Raw genomic sequence first — 21,530 nt, 5'->3', positions numbered from 1 at the left:
GAAGCGAAGTGGCGGAAACATTGGACCTGAAGGCCGGCAAGGCCGCACCGATGGACCGCTTGTGGGCCGAGAACGACGATTCCCGGCTGACCGGCGATCCGGCGTTGGTCGTCGATGTGGCCGGCTTCGAAGGTCCTCTCGATCTTCTGCTGCATCTTGCCCGCAATCAGAAGGTCGACCTGTCGCGCATCTCGATCCTGGCGCTGGCCGAACAGTATCTGGCGTTCGTCGAGAAGGTGAGGGCGCTGAGGCTGGAGCTTGCCGCCGACTACCTGGTGATGGCGGCATGGCTGGCCTTCCTCAAGTCGAAGCTCCTGATCCCCAAGCAGCCCGGCGACGAAGGCGAAAGCGGCGAGGAACTGGCGGCGGTGCTGCAGTTCCGGCTGAAGCGGCTGGAGGCGATGCGCGACGCGGCGGCACGGCTGGTCAACCGCAACCGGCTTGGACGAGACGTGTTTGCACGCGGCATGCCGGAGATGGTCATCGTCGAGAAGCGCAATGCCTATTCGGCCTCGCTCTACGACCTGTTGACCGCCTATGCCCAGCAGCGCCAGAAGCAGGCGATCACCAATGTGACGATCGCCAGGCGCGGCGTGTGGTCGCTCAAGGATGCGCGCGACGTGCTGACCAGGCTGATCGGGTCGCTGCGCGACTGGACGGCGCTCGACAGTTTCCTGGTCGAATATCTGGCCGGCCCGGAAGAGCGGCGCACCGCGGTTGCCAGCTCGTTTGCGGCGACGCTGGAACTGGTGCGCGAAGGCAAGATGGAGATGCGGCAGGACCAGGTGTTCGCGCCGCTTTATCTGCGCGGCCGCGCCCAGGCCATCAAGATAGTCGAGGTAGCACCATGAGCGAACGCGCCAACGCTTCGGTCATTCCGTTCAAGGTCGACGACGACGCCGAACAAGGCGCGGTCGCCGAAAACCCGGCACAAAATCAGGGGCAGAATTTGTCGCGGAATCCTGGCGAGCGGCTGCATATGGCGGAGGCCGTACGGATGGCCGAGGCGATCGTATTCGCCAGCGCCGAGCCGGTCAGCGAAAAACAGCTCACTTCGCGACTGCCCGACGGCATCAACATTGCCGCGGCAATGGCCGAACTGCAGCAGATCTATGCGCGGCGCGGCGTCAATCTGGTGCGCGTCGGCGATGCCTGGGCGTTTCGCACCGCCGGCGACCTCGCCTTCCTGATGAGCCGTGACACGGTGCAGCAGCGCAAACTGTCCCGCGCTGCCCTCGAAGTGCTGGCGATCATCGCCTACCACCAGCCGGTAACGCGCGCCGAGATCGAGGACATCCGCGGCGTCGAGACGTCAAAGGGAACGCTCGACACGCTGATGGAGACCGAATGGGTGAGGATGCGCGGCCGGCGCCGCACGCCCGGCCGTCCCGTCACCTACGGCACGACCGACATTTTCCTCGACCATTTCGCACTGGAGGAGATCCGCGATCTCCCCGGCATGGAGGAATTGAAGGGTGCCGGGCTGCTGTCCGGCCGCATGCCGTCGAATTTCTCGGTGCCGCTGCCGCCGGCCGACCCCGATGCGCTCACCGACGACGAGGATCCGCTGACCGACATCGACCTCGAGGAACTCGGCCTTTTGACCCCGCGCGTCACGGAAGATTGACCCGAGCGCCATCTTAAAGCCATAGGCAGGGCGGAACTGCGCCGATTGGTAGCGGGCTGCTGTGCCGAAAGTGCGTGACATCTGCCACTCATTCATGAACTCTGTCGCAGTTCTGTTTGAATCCGAACCCGAAAGCGCATAGATCAGCGTCTGGGAAACCGTTCGAGAGAGATTTGCTATGGGTTCATTTTCGATTTGGCACTGGATGATCGTTCTGGTGATCGTGCTGCTGGTCTTCGGCCGCGGCAAGATCCCTGAGTTGATGGGCGACATGGCCAAGGGCATCAAGAGCTTCAAGAAGGGCATGGCCGACGACGACACTGCTGAGGACAAGCGTACCGTCGAACACCGTTCCGACGAAACCGTTTCGGTACCGAAGGAAAAGGCCAGCAAAGGCTGAGCCCCAACACTTTAGTCGGAACGTATAGCCATGTTCGAAGTCGGCTGGACCGAGATGCTGGTGATCGCGATCGTCATGATCGTGGTCGTCGGGCCCAAGGATTTGCCCAACATGCTGCGCACCTTCGGCCGCACAACGGCGAAGCTGCGCGCCATGGCCTCCGATTTCCAGCGGCAGTTCAACGACGCACTGAAGGAAGCCGAGCTCGACGACGTCAAGAAGTCGGTCGATTCGCTGAGAAGCCTCAATCCGGCGGCCGAGATCAGGAAACAGCTCAATCCATTCGAGCAGGCGGCCGCTGACGTCCGTTCCGGCGTCGATGCCGTGATGAAACCCAAGCCGGTCGTCGATCCCGCCACTTCGACAGAACAGGCAGCCGAGCCGCTGAAGAACGGCGCAACGACGATGCCGGGCGTCAGTCCGCCGGAGCCGACGCCGGCCACGCCGATCTTTCCGGCGATGACGGACGAGTCCGTCGTGGCACCGGCAGTGCAGGCGCAAACGACTGCAGCGGCCGTGCCGCAAAAAGCATCGGCGGCAAAGAAGAAGCCGGCGTCTGGGAAAGCAGCGGCTGCCGTGCCGGCCAAGCCGGCAAAGACCGCTGCGCCAAAGGCCGCCACGAAAGCTGAGCCGAAAGCTCAATCGGCAGCAACGAAGAAGCCGGCCGCCAGGAAAACGGCGGGAGCCGCAAAGTGAGCACTTCGGATAAGGAAAAGGACGAAATCGAGAAATCGTCGGCTCCGCTGATGGAGCATCTGATCGAGTTGCGCCGGCGGCTGATGTGGTCGATCGGCGGTTTCTTCGTCGCTTTTCTTGTGTGCTTCTTCTTCGCCAAGAAGCTGTTCAACCTGCTGGTCATTCCGTTCAGATGGGCTACGCAATGGGCCGGGCTCGACCCGCACAAGGTCGAGCTGATCTATACGGCACCGCAGGAATTCTTCTTTACCCAGGTCAAGCTCGCCATGTTTGGCGGCATGGTCATCGCCTTTCCGCTGATCGCCACGCAGATCTACAAATTCATCGCGCCCGGCCTCTACAAGAACGAGCGCAATGCCTTCCTGCCGTTCCTGATCGCCTCGCCGATCCTGTTCCTGATGGGCGCGTCGCTGGTCTATTTCTTCTTCACGCCGATGGTGATGTGGTTCTTCCTCGCCATGCAGCAGACCGGCACCAACGACCAGGTGCAGATTTCGCTGCTGCCGAAAGTGTCCGAATATCTCAGCCTGATCATGACGCTGATCTTCTCCTTCGGCCTGGTGTTCCAGTTGCCGGTGGTGACCAGCCTGATGACGCGGGTCGGTATGCTGTCGTCCCAGGGCCTGGCCGAGAAGCGCAAATGGGCGATCGTCATCGCCTTTGTGGTGGCGGCGGTGCTGACGCCACCCGACCCAATGAGCCAGATCGGCCTCGCCATTCCGACGATCCTTCTCTACGAGGTCTCGATCTGGTCGGCCCGGCTGATCGAGCGCAGCAAGGAGCGCGACCGTGTGGCCCGCGAAAAGCAGGACGCCACGGAAGAGGTGGCCGAAAAGCCGGCGGACGCGTCTTCGACGTAGCGATTGAGGCGGGCAGCTTTCGAAATCCGCGGGACAGCGCTCCCTCTGTCTTGCGCTCGACCTCTCAAGACCTGGGTGCCCCCCCCCCGCGCGGGGGGGTAGCGGGGGCCGCGACGCGCCCGGAGAGGGGTCTTTCGTAGGGCGCGGTTTCCCCTCTCCGTCTCGGCTTCGCCGAGCCACCTCTCCCCACTTCGTGGGGCGAGGAACCCAAGCTGGAATTAGGCCACGATTCTTCGCTGAAGGAGCAACTTTGTTCTTGCTTTGTGCCGGCAGCTATGCTATTAATTTGGGTATGGTGCCAATTGGCTCCAAAAACCCGCCTCCCGAGGCGGGTTTTTGTTTCCAGGGTTCTTTCGATCGAACGTTGCGCGTGCTGCCTACCTGAGGTCGGCGCGAAGGAACTCTGCCTTGACGTCTTGTATCGATGCGGTTTACGCCCTCTGGTCTTTGTTTTGGGCATTTGCTTGCCCCGAAACCGCCGTGCCGAGGACGAACAGACCATGCTTGACATCAAATGGATTCGCGACAACCCGAAGGCCCTTGTCGAAGCGCTCCAGAAGCGCTCGTGGTCGGCCGGGGAGGCGCAGTCCACGGTCGACGACCTGATCGCCGCGGATGAGGCGCGGCGCGAGCATCTGACCGAGCTGCAGATCAGGCAGGAACGCCGCAATGCCGCGTCGAAGGAGATCGGCAATGCCATGCGTTCGGGCGATGCCGCCCTTGCCGAAAGGCTGAAGGCAGAGGTCGGCGAGATCAAGGCCTTCATCCAGAATGGCGAGGCGCACGAGCGCGAGGTCGACAAGGCGCTGAACGATGCGCTGGCGGTTCTGCCCAATGTGCCGTTCGACGACGTACCGGTTGGCAAGGACGAGCACGACAATGTCGTCAAGCGCGTCGTCGGCAAGGCGCCGACCCGCCCGAACTGGGTGAAGGAGCATTTCGAGATCGGCGAAGCGCTCGGCATGATGGATTTCGAGCGTGCCGCAAGGCTTTCGGGTTCGCGCTTCACGGTGCTCAAGAACCAGCTGGCGCGGATGGAGCGCGCGCTCGGCCAGTTCATGCTCGACCTGCACACGACCGAGCACGGCTACGAGGAGATCGTCCCGCCGCTGATGGTGCGCGACGAGGCAATGTTCGGCACCGGACAATTGCCGAAATTTGAGGACGATTTGTTTGCTACAGCAAGAAATCTGACTTCGATTGAAAAGGTTGTACGAGCGCTTGCTTCAGCACAAGACGCGGGCTCACCAGATGTCGACGGTCGCTCTGCGCGACAACGAATTGTGGATGCTCTGGTGGGGCAGCCGGAAGAGACGTTCGTCTCGGCATCTATACAACGCCTTTGGCTCATCCCAACGGCCGAAGTGCCGCTGACAAATCTCGTGCGCGAGGAAATCACGCCGCACGAAAAACTGCCGCTGCGCTATACCGCGCTGACGCCGTGCTTCCGTTCGGAAGCGGGCTCGGCCGGCCGCGACACGCGCGGCATGCTGCGTCAGCACCAGTTCTACAAGGTCGAGCTGGTGTCGATCACCGACCAGGAATCGTCGCTTGCCGAGCACGAGCGGATGACCGAATGCGCCGAGGAGGTGCTGAAGCGGCTCGGCCTGCCGTTCCGCACCGTGACGCTGTGCACCGGCGACATGGGCTTTGGCGCGCGCAAGACCTACGACATCGAGGTCTGGCTGCCCGGCCAGAATGCCTATCGCGAGATCTCGTCGTGCTCGGTATGCGGCGATTTCCAGGCGCGGCGCATGGACGCCCGCTACAAGGACAAGGACGGCAAGGGCAATCGCTTCGTCCACACGCTGAACGGCTCCGGCACTGCCGTCGGCCGCGCTCTTATCGCAGTCATCGAAAATTACCAGAATGAGGATGGCAGCGTAACCATTCCTGAAGCGCTTCGGCCTTACATGGGCGGCCTCGCAAAGATCGAATCATCGAAGTGACAAGATTGTCGGCCCCGCGTTCCTTCGCGCCCCCCTCTGTCCTGCCGGACATCTCCCCCTCAAGGGGGGAGATTGGACATCGCAGCGACCTTCGCCAATTGCCAGTGGTGCAGGGAAAGCGCCGAGGGGGCGGCCAGCCGATCTCCCCCCAAGTGGGGGAGATGTCCGGCAGGACAGAGGGGGGCGCCGTACAGAACTGCCGTCAATCTGAACATCCAAAGGCGGTCTCATGCGTATCCTCCTGACCAACGACGACGGCATCCATGCCGAGGGTCTTGCATCGCTCGAACGCATCGCCCGCACGCTGTCGGACGACGTCTGGGTGGTGGCGCCGGAACAGGACCAGTCCGGCTATGCGCATTCGCTGTCGATCTCGGAGCCGCTGCGCCTCAGGAAAATCGGCGAAAAGCACTTTGCCGTGCGCGGCACGCCGACCGACTGCGTCATCATGGGCGTGAAGAAGATCCTGCCTGAAGCACCCGACCTGATCCTGTCCGGCGTCAACTCCGGCGCCAACATTGCCGACGACGTCACCTATTCTGGCACCGTCGCCGGTGCCATGGAAGGCGCGCTGCTCGGCGTGCGCTCGATCGCCATCAGCCAGGCCTATTCCTATGTCGGCGAGGATCGCGTCGTTCCCTACGAGACCACCGAAGCGCTGGCGCCGGCGCTGCTCGAAAAACTTGTCGCCATGCCGTTGCCGGACGGCGTGCTGCTCAACGTCAACTTTCCGAATTGCCCACCCGAAGAGATCGCCGGCACGGTCGTTACCTCGCAGGGCAAGCTCGTCCACAGCCTGTGGGTCGACGAGCGCCGCGACGGCCGCGGCCTGCCTTACTATTGGCTGCGCTTCGGCCGCGAGCCGGTCGAGGGCAAGCAAGGCACCGACCTCCATGCCTTGCGCAATCGGTTGGTGTCGGTGACGCCGCTGCAGCTCGATCTCACCGCGCATGAAATCCGCGATCAACTGGCCAAGGCGCTCGCATGAACTTGAACCACGCTCCAGCGGTCGACGACCGCGAAGGTTTTGCCGCCTTCCTGCTTCGCCTGCGCGGCAGGGGCACGGTGCCGAAGGCGCTGATCGCCGCCTTTGAGGCGACGCCGCGGCGCGGTTTTCTGTCGGCCCACTTCCATTCGATCGCCTGGTCGGACCGCATGCTGCCGATCGAATGCGGCGAGGCCATCGAAGGCGCCGACCTGCAGGCGGCGGTGATCGCTGCACTTGCCATCGAGCCGGGCAATCGCGTGCTCGAGATCGGCACCGGGTCCGGCTACACGGCGGCGGTGATGTCGCGGCTTGCCGCTCGGATCGTCACCATCGACCGTTACAAGACGCTGGCCGAACAGGCCCGGCAGCGCCTCGAGGCACTCGCCATCGGCAATGTCATCGTGCGCCAGGCGGACGGTTCGAACGGGCTGGCCAATGAAGCGCCGTTTGACCGCATCGTCGCCTGGGCGGCGTTCGACAGCCTGCCGCGCTTCCTGCTCGACCAATTGTCGAGCGGCGGCATCGTCATCGCGCCGATCGGACCCGACGAAGGCGAGCAGGTGCTGGCCAAGCTGACCAAGGTCGGCAGCCGCTTCGAACGCGAGGATATCGGCCTGGTGCGCCTGCAGCCGATCCTGCACGGCGTCGCCGCGGTCATCTGACTTAAAAATTTTAAGAAAATTTGCGTCGGACTCTAGAGGTTTAACCGACCGGTAACATTAACGCGCTTTAATCACGCTCAGTTGTACCGGGTCTGTGCGGGTTAGTGCGATGCAATTCAGTGTTTTGAAGGCAAACGGACGCAATCTGGCGCGTGGCTGCGCCGTCCTCATGATCGCAGGCGCTGCGACGGGGTGTAGTTCCCAAGTGGCGCGGTTCAACAGCGTCGACGACGTGTTCACCGCCTCGACCAACAACCAGCGCGCCATCATCGACAAGCAGGATGCTGCCCAGCCTTATCCGGGCGATGTTGCGGCCGCCCCGATCGACGGCAGCCACACCCAGTCGGTCAGCCGCTCAAGCCTCGAACCGGTTACGGCACAGCAACTGCCGCCGCCGGCTCCCGCCCTGGCCCCTCCCGCCCGCCCGGTGCGTACCGCTGCCGCGCCGGCCCTGGCGCCTGCCGCTCCTCATGTCGACAGGACGGCAACCGGCACCGTTGCTCCGGCGGCAAGGCCGTTCAAGAACGCCGAGCCCGACGCGCCGCGCATGGCGACGGCCGCCGGCGCACCGCATGCAACCGAGATCATCGTCAAGGATGGCGAGACCATTTCCGGCCTGTCGCGGCGCTACGGCGTGCCGGCGGATGCCATCATGAAAGTCAACGGGCTGAGCGCAACCAAAGGGCTGAAGACCGGCCAGAAGCTCGTCATCCCGGCCTATGCTTACTCGAGCAACGGAGCCGCGCCGAAAGTCGCCGACGCCAAGCCCGCGAACGGCACCAGGCACGACCAGCCGGCCGACGCGCCGGAGAAGGTGGCCGTGCTGCCGCAGCAGCCGAAGCTCAGGGAAGGCAAGTCTGCCGCGCAGGTGGATGCCTCGGCCGCCGCAAGCCAGCCGAAGGATGGAAAGACTGCGCTCAAAACAGCCTCGTCGATGGCCAAGCCGGCCGGTGCCGGCGGCACTTACACGGTACAGCAAGGCGATACGCTGTCCGCCATCGCCAGAAAGACCGGCGTCGGCGTCGTTGCGCTGAAACAGGCGAACGGCATGCAGGACGGGCTGCTCAAGATCGGCCAGACCCTGAAAGTGCCGGCCGGCGGAACCGCTGTTGTCGCCGGCGCGAAGCCGGCAAAGGTCGATCCGGTGACGACGGCCACCACTCAGCCACCGGCCAAGACAACGCCGACGCAGACGCTCGCCTCCTACACGCCGCCAAAGAAGGATGCGAAAGTCATCCAGCAGGCCGAGGACGACGATGCGGTGGCGCCTGATGCAACCGGCATCGGCAAGATGCGCTGGCCGGTGCGCGGCCGCGTGATTTCAAGCTTCGGCGGCGGCAAGGACGGCGTCGACATCGCCGTGCCTGAGGGGACGCCGGTCAAGGCAGCCGAAAATGGCGTCGTCATCTATGCCGGCGACGGCCTCAAGGAATTCGGCAACACGGTGCTGGTGCGTCACGAAAACGGTCTGGTCACCGTCTACGGCCATGCCAGCTCGATCGAGGTGCAGCGCGGCCAAAAGGTCAAGCGCGGGCAGGAAATCGCCCTGTCCGGCATGAGCGGCACCACCGACTCGCCGAAACTGCATTTCGAAGTTCGCAAGAACTCGGCGCCGGTCGATCCGTCAGGCTATCTCGAATAGAGAAAAAGCGACTTGCGGGCCGCCTGACCTTCAGCCCGCCGAAGAAGTCCGCTCCGCAAGGTGCGGGCTTCTTCTGTTGCTTTTCTGGACCATGATCTAGTCCGAAACCGGGCTCCTTTTTTGCTACGCTGACCTTCGGTTCGGGATCATGGTCTAGTCCTTGAGCGACTTGCCGAGCCGGCCTGCCAGATCCTGGGTGAATTGCCAAGCGACGCGGCCCGAACGGCTGCCGCGCGTCGTCGCCCATTCCAGCGCCTCGGCGCGCAGCGTCTCGGGATCGATGGCGAGATCGTGATGGCGGACATAACCATCGATCATGTCGAGATATTCGTCCTGCGAGCATTTGTGGAAGCCAAGCCACAGACCGAAGCGGTCCGACAGCGAAACCTTTTCCTCGACCGCTTCCGACGGGTTGATCGCGGTCGAGCGCTCATTGTCGATCATGTCGCGCGGCAACAGATGTCGCCGGTTCGAGGTGGCATAGAAGATGACATTGGCCGGGCGGCCCTCGACGCCGCCTTCAAGTGCTGCCTTCAGCGATTTGTAGGACGTGTCGTCATGGTCGAATGACAGGTCGTCGCAAAACAGGATGAAGCGGAAGGGTGCTGCCTTCAACAAGCCCATCAGCTTCGGCAGCGTGTCGATGTCTTCGCGATGGATCTCGATCAGCTTGAGCGGCAGGTCGAGCTTCGCCGAAGCGTTGACCGAGGCGTGCACTGCCTTGACCAGCGACGATTTGCCCATGCCGCGCGCGCCCCACAACAGCACGTTGTTGGCGGCGTAGCCTGAGGCGAAGCGCTCGGTGTTATCGACCAATATGTCGCGGACTCGGTCGACGCCGCGGATCAGGCCGATGTCGACGCGGTTGACCTTGCGCACAGGTTCCAGATAGCCAGGATCGGCCTGCCAGACGAAGCAATCGGCCTCGCCTAGGTCGGTTTGAGGCACCGGCGGCGAGGCGAGGCGGGCGACCGCCTCGATCAGGCGGTCGAGCTTCTGGTTCAGGATAGCGATGGTGCTGTCGGTCATCTCTTGTCTTTTTTGTTCGCGTTCAGAGCGGTGCGGCAGGGCAACCTACCTGATTTCAGCGGTTTCGAAACTCGTCCCAAGCATTTGTTCGGGCATGATCTTTTGCGAAAACCGAGCGTCGCTTTTCGGGATCACCCTCTAACACGGCTCGCCAGGCCGGAAAAGCAGCCGATTTGCCCGGCCGCGCAGTTGCATTGGCAACTTTACCGACTATATTCCGGCCAAATTTGGCGGGGCCGCCTTGCGGCTGTTTTTCAAAGTTCAGGAGTACCTCGATGTTCGTGACACCGGCATACGCCCAAGGCATCGGCGGGGACTCGTCCGCAATGTTTATCCAGATCGTGCCGTTTGCTCTGATTTTTGTGATCATGTATTTTCTGATCATCCGGCCGCAGCGCACGCAGCTGAAGAAGCGCGGCGAGATGCTGGCGGCGGTTCGCCGCGGCGATACCGTCGTCACCGGCGGCGGCTTGGTCGGTAAGGTGACCAAGGTGATTGACGACAACGAGCTCGAGATCGACCTTGGCGGCGGCACCAAGGTGACGGCGCTGCGCTCGACGATTGCCGATGTGCGCGTCAAGGGCGAGCCGGTGGCGAACCAGAACGCCAAGAAATAACCGAATTGTCGGCGGAACGATCCGCCAGTACGCCCTGACGGACGACGCCATATGCTTTATTTTTCGCGCTTCAAGATGATCCTGATCTGGCTGGCCGTGGCCGCCACAGTGGTCCTCGCTGCGCCCAACCTTTTTTCCGCCAGCACGCTGGCCAAGCTTCCCGACTGGGTGCCGAAGCGGCAGATGACGCTCGGCCTCGACCTGCAGGGCGGCTCGCATATCCTGCTCAGGATGGATCCGAACGATCTGATCAAGGATCGGCTGGAGACGACGCGCGACGAAATCAGGACGCTGCTGCGCGATGCCAAGATCGGCTATACCGGTCTTTCCGGAACGGGCCGCACGGTGCAGGTCCGCATCACCGATCCCGCGCAGATCGATGCTGCCAAGACAGCCTTGAAACCATTGACCAATCCGGTGGCCGCCGGCCTGTTCAGCGGCGGCTCCATCCAGGAGATGACGCTGGATGATTCCGAGCCCGGCCTGCTCAAATTTGCGGTTACCGATGCGGGGATCAAATATCGCACCTCGACGGCGCTGACGCAGGCGATCCAGGTTGTCGAGCGTCGCGTCAACGAACTCGGCACCACCGAGCCGATCGTGCAGCGGCAAGGCGACGACCGCATCCTGGTGCAGGTGCCCGGTCTGCAGGACCCGCAACGGCTGAAGGAAATTCTTGGCCAGACCGCCAAGCTGACCTTCCAAATGGTTGACCAATCGATGCCGGTGCAGGATGCGCTGAACGGCCGTCCGCCGCCGGGATCCTCGGTGCTGTATTCGCAGGACGATCCGCCGGTTCCGTATCTGATCGAGAACCGCGTCATCGTTTCGGGTGAAAACCTCGTCGATGCCCAGGCGACGTTCAACTCTCAGACCAACGAGCCGGTTGTTTCGTTCCGCTTCGATTCGAAAGGGGCGCAGCGGTTCGGCCAGGCGACATCGCAGAACGTCGGCAAGCTGTTTGCCATCATCCTCGACAATCAGGTGATTTCGGCACCACAGATCCGTGAGCCGATCCCCGGCGGCACCGGGCAGATATCGGGGAATTTCACCGCTGAGAGCGCCAACGACCTCGCCGTGCTGCTGCGTGCCGGCGCATTGCCGGCGACGCTGACTGTGATCGAAGAGCGCACGGTGGGGCCGGGACTTGGCCAGGATTCCATCCATGCCGGCAAGGTCGCCGGCATCATCGGGTCGATCCTGGTTGTGGCGTTCATGTTCGTTGCCTACGGCTTCCTCGGGTTCCTCGCCAACATCGCGCTGGCGGTGCATGTGGCGATGATCGTCGGCCTGCTGTCGTTGCTTGGAGCGACGCTGACCTTGCCGGGTATCGCCGGTATCGTGCTGACCATCGGCATGGCGGTCGATTCGAACGTTCTCATCTATGAACGCATCCGCGAGGAGCGACGTGCCGGCCGCTCGGTCATTCAGGCGATCGATACCGGCTTCAGCAAGGCGCTGGCGACCATCGTCGATTCCAACGTCACTTCGCTGATTGCCACCGTGGTGCTGTTCTACCTCGGCACCGGGCCGGTGAAGGGTTTTGCCGTCACCTATGCCATCGGCATCCTGACCACGGTCTTCACCGCCTTCACCTTCACCCGCCTGCTGGTGTCGATCTGGCTTCGCCGGGCCCGTCCGAAGGAGTTGCCACGCGCGCCGGTGACCTTCATTCCGCCGGGAACGAAAATTCCGTTCATGGGCATCCGCCGCTGGACGTTCACGCTGTCGAGCGTGCTTTCGGTGCTGTCGGTCATCGGCTTCATGACCATCGACATCAATTACGGCATCGATTTCAAGGGCGGCTCGCTGATCGAGGTGCAGTCCAAGGCCGGCAATGCCGATCTGGCCGACATCCGCGGCAGGCTAACGGAACTCAATATCGGCGAGGTGCAGGTTCAACAATTCGGCGAGCCGAACGACGTTCTGATCCGCGTCGGTACCCAGGAGGGCGGCGAGAATGCCGAGCAGACCGTCATCGACAAGGTGCGCGGCGAGCTGCAGGACCAGTATGATTTCCGCCGCGTCGAAGTGGTCGGGCCGACGGTCTCGGGCGAGCTTGCCAAGCAAGGCACCATTGCCATGCTGGTCGCGCTGCTCGGCATCCTGATCTATGTCTGGTTCCGCTTCGAATGGCAGTTCGCGGTCGGCGCCATCGTTGCGACCGTTCACGACGTGGTCATGACGATCGGCTTCTTCGTCCTCACCGGCCTCGAATTCAACCAATCGTCGCTGGCGGCGATCCTTACCATCATCGGTTATTCGCTCAACGATACGATCGTCGTCTATGACCGCGTTCGCGAGGATCTGCGAAAATACAAGCGAATGCCGCTGCCGCAATTGCTGAACAACGCCATCAACGAGACGCTGTCGAGGACGACGCTGACCTCGGTGACGACGATCCTGGCGCTGCTGGCCCTGGTGCTGTTCGGCGGCGAGGTGATCCGCTCGTTCACCATGGCCATGCTGTTCGGCGTCGTGTTCGGCACCTATTCGTCGATCTTTATCGCCGCGCCACTGCTTATCCTGTTCAAGCTGCGGCCGCAGGCCACAGCGTCCGATGAGGAAAAGCCGGTGGGCGGCGGCAAAGCCATAGCCACCTGACGGCTTGCCTCAAAAGTGGCCAAGGGCATCGTCATCCGCGAGGCGCATTTCCCCGGCCGCGCACCGATCGAGGCTTACGGCAATGGCGGTTTCCGCTTTGCCGACATGTCGCATCGCGGCTCGCTGCTGTGCCTGCCTTCTGGCATCTATGGCTGGGAGCCGGCCGATCCGCTGGCGCTGACGGCGGCGGATTTCGCCAAGCTGTTCAACGAGGCCGACAAGGTCGAGATCCTGCTGGTCGGCAGCGGCAAGGATCTGAGGCCGTTGCCCGCCGCGCTGCGTACGGCACTGAAAGAAGCGGGCATTTCCGCCGATCCGATGTCGACCGGGGCGGCTGTGCGGACCTACAATGTGCTGCTGGCGGAAAACCGCGCCGTGGCCGCAGCACTCATCGCCGTCGACTGACGTGGCCGAAAACACCAAAGTCGCCATGGAGACGGTGCGCGCCGCCGATCATGACCGCTATCTGACCGCGCTCTACGCGCCCGAAGACAAGCGGGACGCGCTGTTTTCACTCTATGCCTTCAACGCCGAAATTGCCGGCATACGCGATCGCATCCGCGAAGCGCTGCCGGGCGAGGTGCGGCTGCAATGGTGGCGCGATGTCATCGCCGGCGAAGAGGATGGGGCTGAGGTCGGCCATCCCGTGGCGGACGCGCTAAGGGCGACTATTTCCACTCACCGCCTGCCCAAGGCTGCTTTCGACAATATGCTCGAAGCGCGCATCTTCGATCTCTATGACGACCCGATGCCGTCGCGCACCGACCTCGAAGGCTATTGCGGCGAGACTGCCGCCGCGCTCATCCAGCTTGCGGCGATCGTGCTCGATCCGGTCCAAGCACCACGCTTTGCCGAACTTGCCGGCAGGGCAGGTTGTGCGCAGGCGATGACCGGTCTCCTGCTTCTGCTGCCGCTGCATCGCAAGCGGGGACAGTGCTTTGTCCCGGCCGATATTTTGGCGGCGGCGGGATCGTCGCCGCAAGAGTTCGTTACAGGTGACGGCGGGCCGGGCGCGGAACGCGCCGTTGCCGCGATGATCGCGCTGGCACGGGAACATCTTTCCGCTTTCGAGCAGGGGGCGTCCGTTTTGCCGGTTTCATTGCGCCCGGCCTTTCTGCCGCTGGCTCTTTCGGGCGCCTATCTCGACAAGATGGAGCGCGCCCGCCACTCACCGCTTGATAGCGCGGTGCGGCTCTCTGTCCTGCGCCGGCATTGGCTTTTGTTCCGGCGAGCGACGCGAGGCTGGCCGGCCGCATAGAGGCTGCCGCGTAGCCAACCTGATCGTTATTCCGCCGCTTCCGCCCGAAAAGGCAGCCCCAGCCATTCGCGGCAGTCGGCGAGCGCGCGCGATGTCACCGCGTGCCGCTTGGCGACCGTCTTGTCCTTGCCACGCAGCCGCTTGCCCTCGATCTTTGGCGCGTCCACGGGCGGGAACAGGCCGAAATTGACATTCATCGGCTGGAAGGAGCGCTTCCCCGGCTCGTCGTCGGAGACAATATGGCCACCAGTGATGTGGTTGAGCAGCGCGCCGAAAGCGCTGGTCAAGGGCGGCAGCGACGGCGCGTGGCCAAGCCTTTCGGCGGCGGCAAAGCGCCCGGCAAGCAGGCCGATGGCGGCACTCTCGACATAGCCTTCGCAGCCAGTGATCTGGCCGGCAAAACGCAAGCCGGGTCGCGATTTCAACTGCAGCGACGCATCGAGCAGCGTCGGCGAATTGATATAGGTGTTGCGGTGCAGGCCGCCGAGGCGGGCGAACTCGGCGTGTTCCAGCCCGGGAATGGTGCGGAATATGCGCACCTGCTCGGCATGCTTCAGCTTGGTCTGGAAGCCGACCATGTTGTAGAGCGTGCCCAGCGCATTGTCCTGGCGGAGCTGGACGACGGCATACGCCTTTACAGACGGATTATGCGCATTGGTCAGTCCCATCGGCTTCATCGGCCCGTAGCGCAATGTCTCGACGCCGCGCTCGGCCATCACCTCGATCGGCAGGCAGCCGTCGAAATAGGGCGTGCCTTCCCATTGCTTGAATTCGGTTTTCTGGCCGTCGACCACCGCCTGCACGAAGGCAAGGTACTGCTCCTTGTCCATCGGGCAGTTGATGTAATCCTTGCCGGTGCCGCCGGGGCCGACCTTGTCGTAGCGCGACTGGAACCAGCAGATGTCCATGTCGATCGTGTCGAAATGGACGATCGGGGCGATAGCATCGAAGAAGGCGAGCGCGTCGGCGCCGGTTGCGTCCGCAATCGACTGGGCGAGCGACGGCGCCGTTAGCGGGCCGGTGGCAACGATCGCCTGGTCCCAGTCCGCCGGCGGCAGGCCGGGCACTTCCTCACGCTGGATGGTGATGAGCGGGTGGGCTTCGAGCTTTCTGGTCACCGCTTCGGAAAATCCGTCGCGGTCGACGGCCAGCGCACCGCCGGCCGGCACCTGATGCGCGTCGCCGGCGCTCATGATCAGCGAACCAGCCAGCCGCATTTCGGCGTGCAGCAGGCCGACGGCATTGGTTTGCGCATCGTCGGAACGGAAGGAGTTGGAACAGACGAGCTCGGCCAGCCCGTCGGTCTTATGCGCGTCGGTACCGCGGACGGGGCGCATTTCATGCAGGACAACGGGAACGCCGGCTTCGGCCGCCTGCCAGGCGGCTTCGGAGCCGGCGAGACCGCCGCCGATAACGTGAATGGGGTTCTTGTCCATGAGCGCCGAAATAGTCGCTTGGCGCAAGGATTGCAATTGCCAGGGATCGCACCGCAAGTGGGCTGCTGCGGAATATTGCCCAAAACAACAACACCCGCCGGGGGAGGAGGTCCGGCGGGTGTCGTTTTGTTGGTCGATCCTCGGGAGGAGGTGAAGATCGACCGTATTCGTCATCGCCGGGGAGGAGGTCGGCTTTGACGAAATTCCTTTCGCCATTTGAAAGGGTGCGAAACCCTTTTTGAAACAGCGCCCGCCGGGGGAGGAGGTCCGGCGGGCGCCGTTTTTGTGGTCAACCCTCGGGAGGAGGTGAAGGCTGACCGTATCCGTCAGGGTCGGGGAGGAGGTCGACCCTGGCGAAATTCTTGTGGTTAGATCGCCCTGCGAGCGACCATCTTGATCTCGTCGCGGACGATGCCGAGATCGTTGAGCTGGCGATTCGACAGGCGACCCAGCTCGGTAACCGTCTCGCGGTAGACGCGCCAGTTACGATAGTTGCGGATCAGGTTCATTGTCGTTCTCTTTTCAAAACTGGTTCGGACCATTTGCGGCCCGAAGGATTAGACCGCCTTGCGGGCGACGTAGTGAATGTCGCTGCGGCTGATGCCGAGGTCGGTCAGTTCACGGGTGCTCAGGCGGTTCAGCTCGGACACGGTGTCCCTATAGCGGCGCCAGTTGCGATAGTTGCGGATCAGGTTCATGGTAGTCTCGTTTCGTCTTTCTTTCGGATCATTCCGTCTTTGTGTGCACCGTGAAAATAGGTGGGGTCATATCGATTTAAAAGCGCTATTGGTGCATGGCAGCAATGCAAATTGTGCAATGCAGCATTAACGCGCTTCCGGTTTTCCGCCCAGATCGGAAAACGCCGTTAGGTCAAACGCTTGGCCGGACGAGCTAAAAGAACCAAGCAAAGGGGGAGGGGCATGGCGAGCTATTCGTCACGGGTCAGGTCGGATATCGCGCGATGGCAGCAGGCTGGCCTGATCGACGCGCCGACAGCCGAGGCTCTAACGCGCGACGTCGAGGCAAACGAACGCAAATCGCTGAGTTTCGGCTCGATCCTGGCGATGATGGCGGCGCTGCTGTTCGGCGCAGCTATCCTGATCTTTATCGCCGCCAACTGGGAAGTCATCCCGCGGCTGGTGCGGGTCGCGGCACTTTTTGCCGTTATCCTTGCCGGCTATGTCGGCGGCGCGGTGCTGAAGATGCGCGACCATGCGGCGATCGGCGAAGCACTGTGGATCGTCGCGGCGGCAGCGTTCGGCGGATCGATCGCGCTGATCGGCCAGATGTATCATTTGTCGGGCGACGAGGCCTCGGCCTTGATCACCTGGGGCGCCGGCACGGCGCTGGCGGCGGTGGCGCTGCGCTCAAACCCGCTGACCGTCGCTGCCGTCGGCATCGCCGATGCCTGGCTGTTCCTGAGAGGGTTCGACTACTTCCGGCGCACGGAATTTCCGCATCTCTTCGTGGTCATGGCGCTAATTCTGTTCGCCGTTTCGTTCTGGACGCGCAGCCAGGCGGCGCGCCACCTGATCATCCTGTCGGTGCTTTTCTACCTCGTGCTGTTGGCCATGGAATACGACACGCTGCAAGTCGCCATCCCGCTCGTTGCCGCATCGGTGCTGCTTTTTACCGCTGCGATCTTTGCTGCCGGGCCGGTCGAGAGGGTTTTGCAACTCGGCGGCAGGTTGCCCTTGCACGCGCTGATCGGCTTTCTCACCGGCCTGGCGATGATCCAATTCGAACTGGCGGATGAAAGCAGCTACAATAGCGGCTTCGCCATTGCCTCGGCTGTTGCGCTGGCCGGCATCGTCGCGGCGATCGTGCTGGGCGGCCGCGAGAGCCGGGGACTGCGCTGGGTTGCCTATACGGGCTTCGCCTTCGAACTCGCCATCATCTACGTGGTGATGCTGCAATCAATGCTCGACACCGCAGGCTTCTTCCTTGCGGCGGCGGTGCTTCTCGCCGTTCTTGCTTTCATTATCATCCGCATAGAAAAGCGCATGAACGCCTCGAACATGACAGGAGCGGCGGCATGATGACCGGCAAAAGACTGATCATCTCGGCGCTGGTCCTGGCGCTCGTCCAGATCGGCTTTCTGAGCTGGATCATCGCCGGACGCGCGGCGATCCTGCGCGATGGCAAGCAGGTCCTGCTCAAGGTCGAGCCGATCGATCCGCGCGATCTCTTGCGCGGTGACTACATTCTGCTCGGCTACGATATTTCGCGCATACCGGTGAAACTGATCGGCAACATTCCGGCCGGCAAGCTTTCCAGCGAGGAAACGTCGATCGTGGTCAGGCTGAAGCAGGGCGCCGATGGCTATTGGGGGCCGACCGCGGCTTGGTTCGGGCAAGCGCCGGTGCCCGCAGCATCCGATGAAGCCGATATCGTCGGACATGTCTTCGAGGGCTGGAATATCAGCCAGGGAGCAACGACGATCGCGCCGGATTACGGCATCGAGCGCTTCTATCTGCCGGAAGGCGAGGGGATGGCGATCCAGAACGACATGCGGGTGCGGCCGTTCGGCATCCGGGTGGCGATTGCGGCCAACGGCACCGCGCAGATCAAAGCGCTGGTGGATGGCGACAAGACACTGTTCGAGGAGCCGCTTTACTAGATCGCACTACGGCCTTGGCAATGATCCTCCTTCGCCAAGGCTTCGGAGGAGCTTCGAGTGGCCTGCCACCCGAAGCTCGAATAGCGAAGGGTGGTGCGGATGAAGGGACTCATGGGAGCTCTGAAGGCGTTATTTTGCAAAGGTTGCGCCGCTGTCGCTTGTACCGGCATGTACGTTTTTTTGTACCAACTTAGCCGCCCCAGGAGGGGGGATATGGCTGCCTGTCTTTACATAAATGCCGAAACAGATTTTTCGCGAAAATCTTTGCGAACCCTCAAGCGAGCGCAGGCTAAGACGGCGGTTGGATTTGCCCGGACTGGAATCCGCTTGACCGGACGCCACCTTCGCGGGACGTTCAGCCCAGATTCGGGGGAACTTAGATGGCAAAGCAGACTAAACCAAGGAAACCGGGAAAGACCTTTGAAGAGCGGTTTGTAGAGTGCCTAACACGGATGTCGGGGGGAGGGAAAATCTCCGTCAGAAACGGGACCTTGCGCGATGAACTTGGATGGCAAGACTGGCGATATGCTCAAACCAAGGATAGATTGAGGGATCAGGGGTTAATCAAAGCAGAGCGTGGTGGGCCAGGCGGTGTTGTAAGTCTCGTTCATGACACCCGAGCTAAGCCGAGGGCGCTTCAAGCGTTCATATCGTATTCACATACGGATGACGGGCTGAAAGCAGATTTGCTCAAGCACCTCATGCCTCTCAGTCGTCTGGGTATCGTTGAAGCTTGGCACGACGGGCGAATTAAGAGCGGGGAAAAATGGGCGGAGGCGATTAGAAGTCATTTGGATTCCGCAGATATCATCGTCCTATTGGTGAGTGTCGATTTCATCAACTCGGATTACTGCAATGAGATCGAGCTAAAACGCGCTATGGAAAGAGACGCCAGCGGTTCGGCGGTGGTGGTTCCAGTCATCGCCAGAAACTGTCTCTGGCATGACGAGATATTCGGGTCCCTTAAGGCCACGCCAAAAGACGGGAAGTCGATTACGAGCATCGAGAATCTTGATGATGCGCTTACTGAAGTAGCAAAGGCAATCAAGGACAAGGCTCTCGCGATGCTTGCTGCAAGAGATCAAGTTCCAGCTTAAAAGGATGTGCAATCTATACAACCTCACCACGTCCCAAGAGCGTATCCTTGCGCGACATCCTGGGCAACCTTGAGCCGTTTTATATGTACCCCAATGGAACCGGCTCGGTGGTCCGCAACTCAAGGACAAGGCGGAGAGACGAGCACAAACCGGAAATATTGGTTCCCCTTGGTCCCGAAGGTGGAAGCGGTCAACTATCCCTGCTGTAGGCCATCAAAGCTGGACGGCGACGACGAAACGATGAAAACACTCCTCCACTAGATAGCAGCCCGTGAGCTCCAAGCCTAAACGGCTGCGCTCACGATGGGTGCCGCGACTCTAGTTATCCTCAAAGAACGCTAACCTTATTTACTGAGAGCTGCTCAGAATCACTTGCGTTCCGCGCGAGGGCGCTTTACGTCTAAACAACTTGGGATGGTGGGGAGGCTTAAATGTCAAAGCGCAGTTTTCTGTCGCCGGTTGCTCTATCGGCTTCGATAATCTTGGGCACACCGGTGCAAGCGGCGGTTTCATTAGATTCTGCGGAAGCACTCACGAATACCACCGAAACCGGCGTATCACCTCGCAATGATGGCTTCGGAGTGGTCCTGGATCGATCGAGCGGTACCGAAGTGAGAATGGCATACCATTCTAGCCATTCCAGCCACTCTTCGCACGCCAGCCACGCTTCTCACTGTTCCGGCTACAGCTATTGCTAAGTGGATGCTTGCCGAAACCGTGGCGACGGTGAAGTCCGCAGAAATCCGTTTCGATCTGAAGGTCTTCACGTTGGATTGCGTGAAGCGTGCCGCCTATAGAGTGACCGGCGATTCTTCAGTCACCATTGCCATCGAGGCTGGCTTGGCAAAGTGCGTGCTTCACTTCAGCAAGCCGATCTCGGGAGAGCAGGCTGAGCGCGCGATTGAAGCGCTTCGACTTGAAGTTCTAGACCAGGACCTGCGTGGGGTGGTGGCCAAGGAAACGGCCTCCGTTAGAAACGCGGTGCTTGCCTTGGCATTTTCTAAATCCGGCCTTCAATCAGTTGACTAAGTTCGCCCTACCTGCCGAGTTTCGAGAGCCCATCGAGGCCAAGTATCAACTGGCTTTCTTTCGCTTTTCTCCGCTGGACGGTGAGCGGTACGTGCTCAGCAATCAGGCGGGAGAATATCTGGTTCTGCCACGAGCGGTGTTGGCCTCGTTCGTCCGACACGAGCTGTCGAGCACCGATCCTTACTACTCGCGCCTTCGGCACCGACACTTTCTCTTTGATGCCTCATCGAACCTCGGCAGGGCTCTGCTGGCCAACAAAGTTCGAACCAAAGCAAAGCGGCTAGAGAATTTCACCTCTCTTCATATCATGGTGGTCTCTCTTCGCTGCGAGCATTCCTGTCCTTACTGTCAGGTTTCGAGGCAGAGCGAAGACCGCTCTGCATTCGACATGACTGAGGAGACCGCCGAGAAGGCCCTGGCGTTGGTTTTTCGCTCGCCAAGTCCTTCCATCAAGATTGAGTTTCAGGGTGACCTTGCCCCTCTGATCTAATCCGGTTTGAAGTTCGTTCTGGCCCATCGAGAGGACCAGGACATGAAACGTAGCCGCTTCTCTGAAGAGCAGATCATCGGAATTTTGAAGGAACATGAGGCCGGGGTATCGGTTGCCGATCTGTGCCGTAAGCACGGGGTCAGCGACGCCTCGATTTACAACTGGAAGGCCCGCTTCGGCGGGATGGATGTCTCCGAGGCTCGGCGACTGAAGGCTCTGGAGGACGAGAACACGCGGCTGAAGCGGCTTCTGGCCGACGCCATGCTCGACAATGCCGCATTGAAGGATCTTGTGGGAAAGAAATGGTGACGCCCGCGGCCAAGCGGAAAGCTGTCGCTCGCCTGAAGGAAGGCTTCGGGATGAGCGAACGGCGGGCGTGTAAAGCCATCGGCTGTTGCCGCATGACGGTTCGCTACGAGACCAGCAGGCCGGACGACCGCGAGCTTCGCGAGCGGATGAAGGCGATCGCGCAGGAGCGTCGCCGGTTCGGCTACCGGCGTCTTCTCGTGATGCTGAGGCGGGAGGG

Annotated in this window: 23 protein-coding genes and 1 pseudogene; 19 read left to right on the top strand and 5 right to left on the bottom strand. The window is 61.7% G+C overall.

What is annotated here, in order from left to right; genetic code table 11:
* Window positions 1-50: 50 nt before the first annotated feature.
* From NKI97_RS18335 to NKI97_RS18290, 9 genes are all read left to right on the top strand, one after another.
* Window positions 51-851: a segregation and condensation protein A gene (locus tag NKI97_RS18335; RefSeq protein ID WP_352451416.1), complete on the top strand. Its 801-nt coding sequence runs from the start codon at window positions 51-53 to the stop codon at window positions 849-851.
* Entirely contained in the window at window positions 848-1,627 is a 780-nt protein-coding gene (gene scpB, locus NKI97_RS18330) for an SMC-Scp complex subunit ScpB (protein WP_352451389.1), read from the top strand. Before NKI97_RS18335 ends, scpB begins: the two co-directional genes overlap by 4 nt.
* 178 nt (window positions 1,628-1,805) lie before the next feature.
* Entirely contained in the window at window positions 1,806-2,027 is a 222-nt protein-coding gene (locus NKI97_RS18325; RefSeq protein ID WP_352451388.1) for a twin-arginine translocase TatA/TatE family subunit, read from the top strand.
* A 30-nt stretch (window positions 2,028-2,057) separates the two neighbouring features.
* Window positions 2,058-2,723: a Sec-independent protein translocase protein TatB gene (gene tatB / locus NKI97_RS18320; RefSeq protein ID WP_352835710.1), complete on the top strand. Its 666-nt coding sequence runs from the start codon at window positions 2,058-2,060 to the stop codon at window positions 2,721-2,723.
* Window positions 2,720-3,583: a twin-arginine translocase subunit TatC gene (tatC, locus tag NKI97_RS18315; RefSeq protein WP_352451386.1), complete on the top strand. Its 864-nt coding sequence runs from the start codon at window positions 2,720-2,722 to the stop codon at window positions 3,581-3,583. Before tatB ends, tatC begins: the two co-directional genes overlap by 4 nt.
* A gap of 500 nt (window positions 3,584-4,083) precedes the next feature.
* Entirely contained in the window at window positions 4,084-5,532 is a 1,449-nt protein-coding gene (gene serS / locus NKI97_RS35505) for a serine--tRNA ligase (protein WP_502907112.1), read from the top strand.
* A gap of 229 nt (window positions 5,533-5,761) precedes the next feature.
* Window positions 5,762-6,520, top strand: coding sequence for a 5'/3'-nucleotidase SurE (gene surE / locus NKI97_RS18300; protein WP_352451385.1), 759 nt, complete (start codon window positions 5,762-5,764; stop codon window positions 6,518-6,520).
* Entirely contained in the window at window positions 6,517-7,182 is a 666-nt protein-coding gene (locus NKI97_RS18295) for a protein-L-isoaspartate(D-aspartate) O-methyltransferase (protein ID WP_352451384.1), read from the top strand. Before surE ends, NKI97_RS18295 begins: the two co-directional genes overlap by 4 nt.
* A gap of 109 nt (window positions 7,183-7,291) precedes the next feature.
* Window positions 7,292-8,824 (top strand): peptidoglycan DD-metalloendopeptidase family protein, encoded by a 1,533-nt coding sequence (locus NKI97_RS18290; RefSeq protein WP_352835705.1) that lies wholly within the window; start codon window positions 7,292-7,294, stop codon window positions 8,822-8,824.
* Window positions 8,825-8,977: 153 nt separating this feature from the next.
* Here NKI97_RS18290 and NKI97_RS18285 read toward each other — a convergent pair whose 3' ends face one another.
* Together NKI97_RS18285 and NKI97_RS18280 are read right to left on the bottom strand one after the other, a co-directional pair.
* On the bottom strand, window positions 8,978-9,853 hold the full coding sequence (locus NKI97_RS18285) for an ATP-binding protein (protein ID WP_352526035.1): 876 nt from the start codon (window positions 9,851-9,853) through the stop codon (window positions 8,978-8,980).
* A gap of 55 nt (window positions 9,854-9,908) precedes the next feature.
* Complete coding sequence (locus tag NKI97_RS18280) at window positions 9,909-10,223, bottom strand: hypothetical protein (protein ID WP_352744843.1); 315 nt, start codon at window positions 10,221-10,223, stop codon at window positions 9,909-9,911.
* On the opposite strand from NKI97_RS18280, the gene yajC reads away from it, so the two are divergent.
* From yajC to NKI97_RS18260, 4 genes are read left to right on the top strand one after another with little or no spacing between them, the layout of a single operon-like run.
* Complete coding sequence (gene yajC / locus NKI97_RS18275) at window positions 10,129-10,470, top strand: preprotein translocase subunit YajC (RefSeq protein ID WP_352451381.1); 342 nt, start codon at window positions 10,129-10,131, stop codon at window positions 10,468-10,470. The genes NKI97_RS18280 and yajC overlap by 95 nt on opposite strands.
* A 51-nt stretch (window positions 10,471-10,521) precedes the next feature.
* The gene (gene secDF / locus NKI97_RS18270; RefSeq protein WP_352835702.1) at window positions 10,522-13,074 is read left to right on the top strand and encodes a protein translocase subunit SecDF; all 2,553 of its coding nucleotides are present in this window, start codon (window positions 10,522-10,524) and stop codon (window positions 13,072-13,074) included.
* 15 nt (window positions 13,075-13,089) lie between these two features.
* Window positions 13,090-13,479 (top strand): Mth938-like domain-containing protein, encoded by a 390-nt coding sequence (locus NKI97_RS18265; protein WP_023678919.1) that lies wholly within the window; start codon window positions 13,090-13,092, stop codon window positions 13,477-13,479.
* A 25-nt stretch (window positions 13,480-13,504) separates the two neighbouring features.
* Window positions 13,505-14,332, top strand: a complete 828-nt coding sequence (locus NKI97_RS18260; RefSeq protein WP_502907113.1) for a phytoene/squalene synthase family protein — start codon at window positions 13,505-13,507, stop codon at window positions 14,330-14,332.
* 26 nt (window positions 14,333-14,358) lie between these two features.
* Here NKI97_RS18260 and trmFO read toward each other — a convergent pair whose 3' ends face one another.
* From trmFO to NKI97_RS18245, 3 genes are all read right to left on the bottom strand, one after another.
* On the bottom strand, window positions 14,359-15,768 hold the full coding sequence (trmFO, locus tag NKI97_RS18255; RefSeq protein ID WP_352744637.1) for a methylenetetrahydrofolate--tRNA-(uracil(54)-C(5))-methyltransferase (FADH(2)-oxidizing) TrmFO: 1,410 nt from the start codon (window positions 15,766-15,768) through the stop codon (window positions 14,359-14,361).
* A gap of 368 nt (window positions 15,769-16,136) precedes the next feature.
* Window positions 16,137-16,277, bottom strand: coding sequence for a DUF1127 domain-containing protein (locus NKI97_RS18250; protein ID WP_023678914.1), 141 nt, complete (start codon window positions 16,275-16,277; stop codon window positions 16,137-16,139).
* Between the two features lie 48 nt (window positions 16,278-16,325).
* A complete protein-coding gene (locus NKI97_RS18245) occupies window positions 16,326-16,466 on the bottom strand; it encodes a DUF1127 domain-containing protein (RefSeq protein ID WP_023678913.1) in 141 nt (46 codons plus the stop codon).
* Between the two features lie 222 nt (window positions 16,467-16,688).
* On the opposite strand from NKI97_RS18245, the gene NKI97_RS18240 reads away from it, so the two are divergent.
* From NKI97_RS18240 to NKI97_RS18215, 6 genes and pseudogenes are all read left to right on the top strand, one after another.
* Entirely contained in the window at window positions 16,689-17,807 is a 1,119-nt protein-coding gene (locus NKI97_RS18240; protein WP_352744634.1) for a DUF2157 domain-containing protein, read from the top strand.
* Entirely contained in the window at window positions 17,804-18,388 is a 585-nt protein-coding gene (locus tag NKI97_RS18235) for a GDYXXLXY domain-containing protein (protein ID WP_352744632.1), read from the top strand. Before NKI97_RS18240 ends, NKI97_RS18235 begins: the two co-directional genes overlap by 4 nt.
* A gap of 380 nt (window positions 18,389-18,768) precedes the next feature.
* A complete protein-coding gene (locus tag NKI97_RS18230; protein WP_352835695.1) occupies window positions 18,769-19,485 on the top strand; it encodes a toll/interleukin-1 receptor domain-containing protein in 717 nt (238 codons plus the stop codon).
* 702 nt (window positions 19,486-20,187) lie between these two features.
* A complete protein-coding gene (locus NKI97_RS18225) occupies window positions 20,188-20,514 on the top strand; it encodes an HxsD-related protein (protein WP_352835692.1) in 327 nt (108 codons plus the stop codon).
* Window positions 20,471-21,004, top strand: coding sequence for a hypothetical protein (locus tag NKI97_RS18220; protein ID WP_352835689.1), 534 nt, complete (start codon window positions 20,471-20,473; stop codon window positions 21,002-21,004). The genes NKI97_RS18225 and NKI97_RS18220 overlap by 44 nt, the downstream gene beginning before the upstream one ends.
* A gap of 42 nt (window positions 21,005-21,046) precedes the next feature.
* Window positions 21,047-21,530: pseudogene (locus NKI97_RS18215) on the top strand (transposase); the annotation flags it as partial.

The organism is Mesorhizobium sp. M0296 (assembly GCF_040321675.1).
Lineage (GTDB): Bacteria > Pseudomonadota > Alphaproteobacteria > Rhizobiales > Rhizobiaceae > Mesorhizobium.
The sequence above is the reverse complement of the archived record's forward strand: the minus strand, read 5'-3'. Positions and strand labels throughout refer to the sequence as shown.